Genomic DNA, 7,980 nt, shown 5'->3' on the forward strand with positions numbered 1-7,980 from the left:
GGACTGCTATCCATCTCGGAATGGTTGGCAAAATCCTCCAGTGTTTTTACCAAGAGTTGTCAAACAATCCGAAACTGGTTTGGAGAAATAATTAGTTATTTCGAGCGAAGGACAACGAATGGGGTGGTCGAGGGAATCAACAATAAACTTAAACTAATAAAACGGAGAGCCTATGGCTTTAGAAACTTTCGTAATTTTTGGGTTAGAAGTATGTTATCTTGGCATCTTGTCTGTTGATTTAGCATAAAGAGTAACGAAGAGCCAAAATTCTATTTACTGATGGTACATCATCAAAAAAAAGACCCGTGTTGATTCTTTGGGTTGACGGAGATGACGTTATTGTAACGGCTGTAACCTCAGCAATGCCCCGAACACAAACAGATATGTTATTAAAAGATTGGGCGAATAGTGGTTTGAGGGTTCCCTCTACTGTTCGTTTATCTCGTCTTGATTGCTTGGAAAAAAACTTACTGCTTGCTAAATTGGGAAGGATTTCAAATGAAGATGCTGTCTATCTACTTAAAGTTTGGGACGATTATATTAAACCTCAATTTTAGGCGATCGCGGTTTTAAAGTTTAATTAAGATAAAAGTGTTTCTAAGGCGATCGCCAAAGGTTTAAGAATGCGAGGGATTGATATTACAATGTCTTCAGAGAAAGGACTGATTGGGGTACGACAATGACCGCCACAATTCCCGACAATATTGGCGATAAATAACGGTAGGATGTGTTAGCGTAGCGTAACGCATATATAAACACAAAAGGCGCGTTAAGAAACGCACCCTACAAGATCGGCGATCGCTGCATATCGATTAATTAAGCAAGAAATAACTCTTCTTCTGCTTTACGACGGCTAACCAGACCGGGTAAAACTTGGTGTCCTGCGTGAACCCATTTGCCAAATTCTTCTGCCGCACCCTGATAATCCTTGAGGTTAAGTTTATGGAGTAGGGTAGAGCCGGCAAGGGTTCCTAATCCTAAGTTAAAGGCAAACGAAACTAATGCGTCATATTGATCCTGGTTAATGGGGACTTTGACCAGATTGGATACTCCAGCTTCAAAGGTTTCTAGGTCTTGTTCGAGAAGATTTTCGGCTTCTGATCCAGTAATTGTCATTCCTGCGTGAACACCTTTGGTATGGCCATAACCAATTGTCCATACTCCAACAGTGTCTTGGTAAGCGTTGAGTTTTACCCCTTCAAAGTGTTTAATGAGATCGATTCCTTTTTGGCTAATTTTCATGGCTTTTGCTCCTTTCTATTGATTGAGAAAATGATTTGAGATTGTTAGTAACGGTAGGATGAGTTAGCATAGCGTAACGCAATTTGGATTTAAGTGTTTTGAAAAGGGGCTCTTCTGGTTTTTGTGTGGAAACGAGGTCTATACTGATAGAATATCCGCAAAATAGTCCTAAAAGTCTTGCCCAGTAAGCATTTCACGATTCCATAAGCAAAAATTATCACACAAAGTCGAGAAGATCCTTAAGGGAATGGGTTAAAAGTTGTGGCCACTAAAAATCATTTAGAGTAACACGCCGATCGCCGCTTCATTTCTGCCTAATTTACTTAAACCTATGCAGATGTCTTCAGGGGGACGAGGGGGAGTTGATTGATAATAAATTCACCGAGTTGCACTTTTTTGCTGGCATTATCAATGTCTAAACCGACTAGGTTCCCTAATTCATCGTAATCGGCAACGACTCCTTCTGAAATTTCTTGGCTATCAACACTGGATTTGTCTGCAAGGTGGATATAAAGGGAGTCTGTTTCTGGGTAGTAGTTAATCTTCATGGTCTAAAGCTCCGGTCTGGAAAGGCGTTGTGGATAGTCAGCTTATCTTCTAGAGTAATGACTCTCAGGTATCGATCGCCAAATTCTTTTATCTGCGCCCAAAAGCGAAAACGATTATCTTCTTGAGGTTCACAGCGAATAGGGTTTTCGATAACGTAAATACACCATTCTTTTTTGAGGTAAGGGCGTTTTGTTAAAACATCATTTTCAAAATAGTTAGTAAATATATATTTTGGCATAAAAATGGTTGTAGTCAGTAAGGGAGACTTATTATCGTTGAATTAAAGCAAGGAACTTAGATATTTCTCTGGCTGAAAGTTTTTTGAACTGTCTAAGAAGTGTTACAACTGCTTCACTCATGGCTTCAACTGATCGCTTGTAGATTACTTTCTATCCATTAGGTTAGCACAGCGATCGCTCTTTTAAAAACTAAAACAATCACGGTTTTAAAGTTTAATTAGCAAATCGCCAATATTTTGCGGTGGTTCGGTGAAGCGGATTTGTCCATCCTGTTGACATCCACCCCTCGCTAAAGCGAGAGGATTCCTATCTACCCAAACAATGTTAATTGAATCGGCAATAGGCGGGTTGACACTTCATCGGAAGCTACTAGCAAGCTAGATTTACGCTGTCCTCCATGTCCGTTTAGAGTCTCGGAAAGCCCTCCCGCGACTTTGATATTTCGTGCGGCATTTACGTCTCTATCGTGAGTTTCCCCACAAAAAAGACAAGTCCATTCTCTTACAGAAAGTTCTTTTTTGCCGCCTATTTCTCCACAGGCTGAACACCTCTGAGACGTTGGTTCCCATCGAGAAATCACCCTAAAATCCCTGCCATACATTGCTGACTTGGCTTCTAACATAGTCCTAAAACTACGCCATCCTAAATCAGAAATTGCACGGGATAGTTTACGATTTTTAAGCATTCCCGATGTGTTTAAATCCTCTAGCACAATCGTTTGGTTTTCACGAATGAGCCGAGTTGATAGTTTATGCAGAAAATCTGTTCGAGTATCTTTAATTTCGGCATGAATTTTGGCAACTCTGCGTCGCGCTCTTTCACGCCTTTTACTCCCTTTTTGCTTGCGAGATAGACTCCGTTGAGCCTTTCTCAACTTTTTCAGTCGTTTTTTAAGGGGCTTCGGAGCCTTAATCTTTTCTCCATTATCTAAAGTAGCAAAATCTGTTATGCCCAAGTCAATCCCTACTGACTTACCGTTGTCGGGTAATTTTTCGGGATTATTTTCTACTACAAAACTTAAAAAGTACCGATTGGCGGCATCCTTAATTACGGTCACACTAGAAGGCTCTGAAGGAAGCGGACGGCTCCAGACCACCTCTAAGTCACCTAACTTAGCCAGACTTACTTTTTCTCCTTCAACAGCAAAAGCCGATTTGGTAAATGTCGCGGATTGCTCCGATTTTCGGCTTTTAAATCTTGGCAGATTCATTTTAGGGCCTTTTCTTTTTCCTTTGATAGAGTCAAAGAAGTTTTGATAGGCTTTCTTTAGATGTCGGAGGGACTGTTGTAATGGCACAGAAGAAACTTCGTTTAACCACTTTCTTTCTTCTGTCTGCTTAGATTGAGTCAACAAACCAGAAAGCTGACCATAGGACGGCAACTTTTCGGCACTCCTACAGATTGCAAGGGCATCGTTCCAGACCACACGAACACAACCAAACAGTTGGGCTAACCCCCGTTTCTGTTGGTCTGTCGGATAGAATCTGTAGCGATACCTTGCTTTCATGCCTCGTGCTAGAATAGCTCTATTAGGATTCTAACAGGGCTGTTTAAGAATAGCAATTTAAGCCACTAAAGCCGTCCTAAAGGTTCATCCTGAGCCTGCCGAAGGGACGGGGTTTTAAACCCAAGTTTTTCGATAAACGCCTTCGATGGTTTTTAGCATAGTTTGCTATTTGGTTGGTTTCCTCTTCAATTTTAGCAGCTAATTTCAACGGACTGGATAGGCCATTAATTCGAGATGAACGAGATTATGCTTTACACGGTGATGATATTCGTTATTATCCTATGCGGTAGGGGTTTTATTTAAAATCCCAAGATCACCCTGTTTTTCGGTATCTATTGGTTGATTGTTGAAGGGTTTTATCGCTCTGATTTGGGTACGATAACAATTCCTGACGGTATGGGCAATGAATAATGCGGGAGATGTTAGGGCAATGTAAGGCATCGCAAGTTAGATTTAAGTATTTTGAAAAGGTAAAAGGTGCATGGGATGCACCCTACGCGATCTACGCAATCGGCGATCATTTTTCATAAACATATATCGGTAGATCAATTAGTTTTCGGAAAGACATTGCCAGATTCAGGCTCAATCCCAACGTATTGCGTACGGATTTTTCGGAGAGCATAGTAGTCTGACCCTTTCCAGTCAACAGGAAAGTTTTCACTGCTGAAACTCCACGTTTTTTGATTTTTTAATAGCTCAGAAAAATGATCGAGTTGGTCTTGTAAGTCTGTGAATGAACCGATATTTGTACTTAATGATTGACCTTTCCATTCTTGAACTCCTTGTGCTGCCCTAAAAGGAATTGGATAAGCCTTGATCTTTTTGGATTCTGCTGGATTTGGCGACCCTTCCAACTCCAAAGTCTTTTCCTGTTTATTTGGGGTAAATTCCGCATAAATATCAACATACGAAGACCCTTCACCAACCAACGTCCCTAAATCAACAGCCCCCTCAGATGAAAAATCAACAGCTAGATTATCTTCCTGAATATGTTTATCTGAGTCTTTGTAAGTGAACATCCCAACGCTATTCATCGTCATTATTCCAATTCTGTTTTGCTTAGCAATATAAGCACCAAAGACACTAATTTTTCCCGAAGGAAATAAAATTGGCATACACTTCATAGATTCTGCAAAAGCAGAATAGTTTCTGGTAGATGGGTTAAAGTCAATTTTTTGAAAGTAGTTTACAAATAAATCTGATCCTCCCCCCCATGAATCATCTTTCAAGGGCCGACCTTCAAAACTTAGCGTCCAATCGTTATCATAAATGATGCCAAGACCTAGTTCACAATCTCGAAGAAACTCTACCTCTACCCATTTCTTATAAATAGCTTTTGCGTTATCACTAAGACCTGCAATCGCATTCTTCAATTCTGTCATAGAGAACGTTGTGCTTGTTGCAAGTCTAGCCATCTGCTGTGAAAATGAATCAGAAATACTTGAAAAATCGAGATCGCCAACCTTCAAACCTCCATCATGGGCGTAGTAATATATTTTACGCAAAGAATCAAAGTCTTGAATAACAGTGCGAAATAGTAACAGTTCTTCAGCCTTCTGTGTAGAATCAATGCTATTTAATGCGGCTGTTGACAACCAAGGAAATAAGTCGCTCCAGTTTACTATCCAAACACCAAGTGGCGTATATTGACCATCGTTTGGATTAGTTGTGGTTTCAGCTAATTCCAGAAAATTGGAGCCAATTGCTTCTATCAATGGCTCATCAACACTATCTTCGGAATTATTGCTCACTCCAGCAAGTGAATTGTGTGTACTGAACGCAAAATCGAAGAGCTCTTCAGGAAGACCAATGCTATTATTTCTGACTTTAGAAGAAAGTTCATTTAAATTCTCAATGTCAGCATTTTCCGCTATCATTTTGTCAAACTCATCACGAGTTAATTGTGGATTTTTTATCTTTTCTTCTTCAAACTTGGCATCCTTCTCTATTTGGTTTAATTCTTGAAGATTTTTGAGATTCTCTAGTCTTGCCGTGATTTTTGGATCTGGTGTTGGTTGGATAAAAGATGGAATACTAGGTGGATCTAACTTTTCTTGAGGAAAATTAGGGGAAGCGATAACCTGAACGTTAGCCAGTTTATCAAAACCTTTACCAGCAAAGTCCGAATACCATGTGTTGACCTCATCTGCAATTGCACTCCCAGAATAATATTTTGAAACATCGACCGATACATCACCTTTTCCTGATTCGCTACTGCCGTCATAGGTAGCTTCGACAGACACAGAGGCACCAATACCCGCATAACTAAAATTTCCCTTCGCGCCATACTGCCAAGCCGTTGAACCACTCTTTTGCTTCATCGTTAGAGAAACCGAACCAATAGCCCCCCATAAAACACCAACGACAACGCCATTACCTGCCGCCTCAAAAAATTTCGCACGCGCTTTCATCCAATCTTGCAATGCAGAAAGTCTTTCAGATTCTGTTAGGTTTGGTTTAAGTAAAGCATTATATTTATCCAAAGCCTCACTTGCTGGATCTTTGCAACTACCAGCTAAGGATGCCATAAGGTCAGCAGGCTTCAACTCATTGAAATTAATATATTCGACACCTGCTTGTAAAATGACGTGATAATCAACTCTGGTTTCTCTTCCATCATCAGCTTTCGCTTGTCCCACGTAACCAAATGCAGAAGCGGAAATTTGGCTGATAGCAGATAAACCGTAAGAACCAGAAATACCGAGCGACCCACGGTTCATAGTATTGGAATAAACAAAGCTACTTTTGCCAGACATGACAGCACGAGATTGCGTCTGTGCAATCATTTTAGTAACAGGCTGAACTACAACTGAGGCACTAAAACCGTCTTGGAGATTATTAACTGTTGAGCCAACAGTTACATCATATAGAGGATTGTTGATGTCATTAACACTCATTACATTTATTCACCTTAAAGATTAGGAATAAAAATAAATAATCCAGGCATTTTGTTTCTAAACCAAAGATAAAGCTCTTGCTTGGGAACTTCAAATGCACCACTTGATAGATTTTCATCACTTATTTACACTGCTGTTTTTTAATAGTGATCGACTTTAAGTCTGCTTCAGTATAATCAGGAGGGATTTGCTGGTCTTGCGCGGCAGTCATTGCGGCACGAAGATTTTTAAGTGCTGTCAGGTGACCACTCTCTCCATTTTTAAACTTCTGTTGATCTAGTTGACTTGCCTGCCACATTCCATTGCAGAGCAATGCCTTTTGGAAAATCTCCAACACAGCCACTCTAGCATTGAACGTCGCAAGTCGCTCTGCTGCGTTAGCGGGTGAATGGTTGATTTTTGCGTAATTATTCTGGCACTGCGTTCCAAGGATAGGATATGCGTTTTTGATTCCCTGACACGATGCATCAGTGGCTGGCGGAGAGGCGAGTGCTGTGGTCGGCGCAAGAAAAAGAATAAAAACTGACATTGCCACTAATGCAAATCGAACAACAAGGTGTTGCGATCGAGCTTTCATTTGACGCAAATTTTGCATCGGATTTGCCTTTTTGGTAGAAAGCTTGGTTGTAAGAAACGGTGAAGTCCAACTATGCCTTATATGGAAACTTTCTCTATAGAACGCCAGATACATACTTTTTTTAAGTAAGAATTTTTCCTTAGAACAGTCTATTTAATCTCAACACCCAACGCAACCAAAGTTTACCAACTTAAGGAAAAAGTTCGCAAAATTCCCTAAATCCTTACCCTGCCTAACTTCCAGCCCCTCAACCCTCCCGCAAAAATCCTTAACTTGGGAAAAATCCCCAACTTTACCAACTTAAGCCCAAGCTTTGTCAAAATATCCTGACAATCTCCCCCCACCCCGACCCCCAAACTTTGCCATCATCCCCAAAACCACAAAAACCGAGATGGAAATATCCCACTTTTGTCATCTGGACGGGCTAGAAAGCTTACCCCACAGTAAAAATGAGTAGCGCATCTTGCCTGAAAAAACCGAGATGGAAGTATCCCACTTTTGTCATCTCGACAGGCTAGAAAGCTTACCCCACAACAAAAATCAGTAGCGCATCTTGCCTGAACTTGGGGCGATCGCACCGCAACAAACCTATAATGAAAAAAAGCCCAGCCTTAACAACCATGAAATTAACCCTAAAACCCGAACACCAAAAGCTGATCGAAGCCCAACTCAATACAGGGCGTTATGCCAATCCAGATGAAATCATCGGAAATTTTGGGTCTGAAACCCCGCCGTTCTAGGTTGGCTTTACGTTAGAATTAAAAGGCCAGTCTCAAAAACCAAGTGGACGGCGCAGCACCGTTCGGCTGAGCTCACGGCCGAAGCCTTGAAAACTCGGCTTAGGGGGTTCCGACCAGAAAAGCTTGGCCGGGTAAAAAGTCGCGCGCAACAAGTACAAGAAGCTATAGGCGGTCAACGTACCGTGGGACACACGGAATCGGGCTTCTGAAATGGGGCGAAAGTCTGTGG

10 protein-coding genes are annotated in these 7,980 nt (G+C 41.2%); 2 read left to right on the forward strand and 8 right to left on the reverse strand.

All coding sequences use genetic code 11. The features are described 5' to 3' along the window. Positions 1–237 (forward strand): transposase (locus tag O9324_RS18230; RefSeq protein WP_288140926.1); only part of this gene is annotated, 237 nt, incomplete at its 5' end. Between the two features lie 68 nt (positions 238–305). Continuing rightward, positions 306–557: a PemK-like protein gene (locus O9324_RS18235; RefSeq protein ID WP_288140927.1), complete on the forward strand. Its 252-nt coding sequence runs from the start codon at positions 306–308 to the stop codon at positions 555–557. Between the two features lie 259 nt (positions 558–816). Here O9324_RS18235 and O9324_RS18240 read toward each other — a convergent pair whose 3' ends face one another. From O9324_RS18240 to O9324_RS18275, 8 genes are all read right to left on the reverse strand, one after another. Then, positions 817–1,242: a lysozyme gene (locus O9324_RS18240; protein WP_288140928.1), complete on the reverse strand. Its 426-nt coding sequence runs from the start codon at positions 1,240–1,242 to the stop codon at positions 817–819. Between the two features lie 329 nt (positions 1,243–1,571). Next, positions 1,572–1,790, reverse strand: a complete 219-nt coding sequence (locus O9324_RS18245) for a DUF2283 domain-containing protein (RefSeq protein WP_002769327.1) — start codon at positions 1,788–1,790, stop codon at positions 1,572–1,574. After that, the gene (locus O9324_RS18250) at positions 1,787–2,029 is read right to left on the reverse strand and encodes a hypothetical protein (protein ID WP_287630282.1); all 243 of its coding nucleotides are present in this window, start codon (positions 2,027–2,029) and stop codon (positions 1,787–1,789) included. The genes O9324_RS18245 and O9324_RS18250 overlap by 4 nt, the downstream gene beginning before the upstream one ends. A gap of 311 nt (positions 2,030–2,340) precedes the next feature. Next, positions 2,341–3,537, reverse strand: coding sequence for an RNA-guided endonuclease InsQ/TnpB family protein (locus tag O9324_RS18255; protein ID WP_288140929.1), 1,197 nt, complete (start codon positions 3,535–3,537; stop codon positions 2,341–2,343). Positions 3,538–3,816: 279 nt separating this feature from the next. Continuing rightward, positions 3,817–3,978, reverse strand: a complete 162-nt coding sequence (locus O9324_RS18260; RefSeq protein ID WP_288140930.1) for a hypothetical protein — start codon at positions 3,976–3,978, stop codon at positions 3,817–3,819. Between the two features lie 104 nt (positions 3,979–4,082). Continuing rightward, positions 4,083–6,434 carry a hypothetical protein gene (locus O9324_RS18265; RefSeq protein WP_288140931.1) on the reverse strand — a complete coding sequence of 784 codons (2,352 nt, stop codon included), beginning with the start codon at positions 6,432–6,434 and terminating at the stop codon, positions 4,083–4,085. A 121-nt stretch (positions 6,435–6,555) separates the two neighbouring features. Further along, on the reverse strand, positions 6,556–7,029 hold the full coding sequence (locus O9324_RS18270; RefSeq protein WP_288140932.1) for a hypothetical protein: 474 nt from the start codon (positions 7,027–7,029) through the stop codon (positions 6,556–6,558). Positions 7,030–7,783: 754 nt separating this feature from the next. Beyond that, a partial coding sequence (locus O9324_RS18275) for a hypothetical protein (RefSeq protein WP_288140933.1) occupies positions 7,784–7,980 on the reverse strand: 197 nt, incomplete at its 5' end.

Origin of the sequence: Microcystis sp. LE19-84.1B (assembly GCF_027531875.1) — a bacterium.
Classification (GTDB): domain Bacteria; phylum Cyanobacteriota; class Cyanobacteriia; order Cyanobacteriales; family Microcystaceae; genus Microcystis; species Microcystis panniformis.

What these genes read in the sequence shown, in the direction of transcription:
- O9324_RS18240 (WP_288140928.1), bottom strand. Translation starts at nt 1,242, where the DNA reads ATGAAAATTAGCCAAAAAGGAATCGATCTCATTAAACACTTTGAAGGG.
- O9324_RS18245 (WP_002769327.1), bottom strand. Translation starts at nt 1,790, where the DNA reads ATGAAGATTAACTACTACCCAGAAACAGACTCCCTTTATATCCACCTT.
- O9324_RS18250 (WP_287630282.1), bottom strand. Translation starts at nt 2,029, where the DNA reads ATGCCAAAATATATATTTACTAACTATTTTGAAAATGATGTTTTAACA.
- O9324_RS18255 (WP_288140929.1), bottom strand. Translation starts at nt 3,537, where the DNA reads ATGAAAGCAAGGTATCGCTACAGATTCTATCCGACAGACCAACAGAAA.
- O9324_RS18260 (WP_288140930.1), bottom strand. Translation starts at nt 3,978, where the DNA reads ATGCCTTACATTGCCCTAACATCTCCCGCATTATTCATTGCCCATACC.
- O9324_RS18265 (WP_288140931.1), bottom strand. Translation starts at nt 6,434, where the DNA reads ATGAGTGTTAATGACATCAACAATCCTCTATATGATGTAACTGTTGGC.
- O9324_RS18270 (WP_288140932.1), bottom strand. Translation starts at nt 7,029, where the DNA reads ATGCAAAATTTGCGTCAAATGAAAGCTCGATCGCAACACCTTGTTGTT.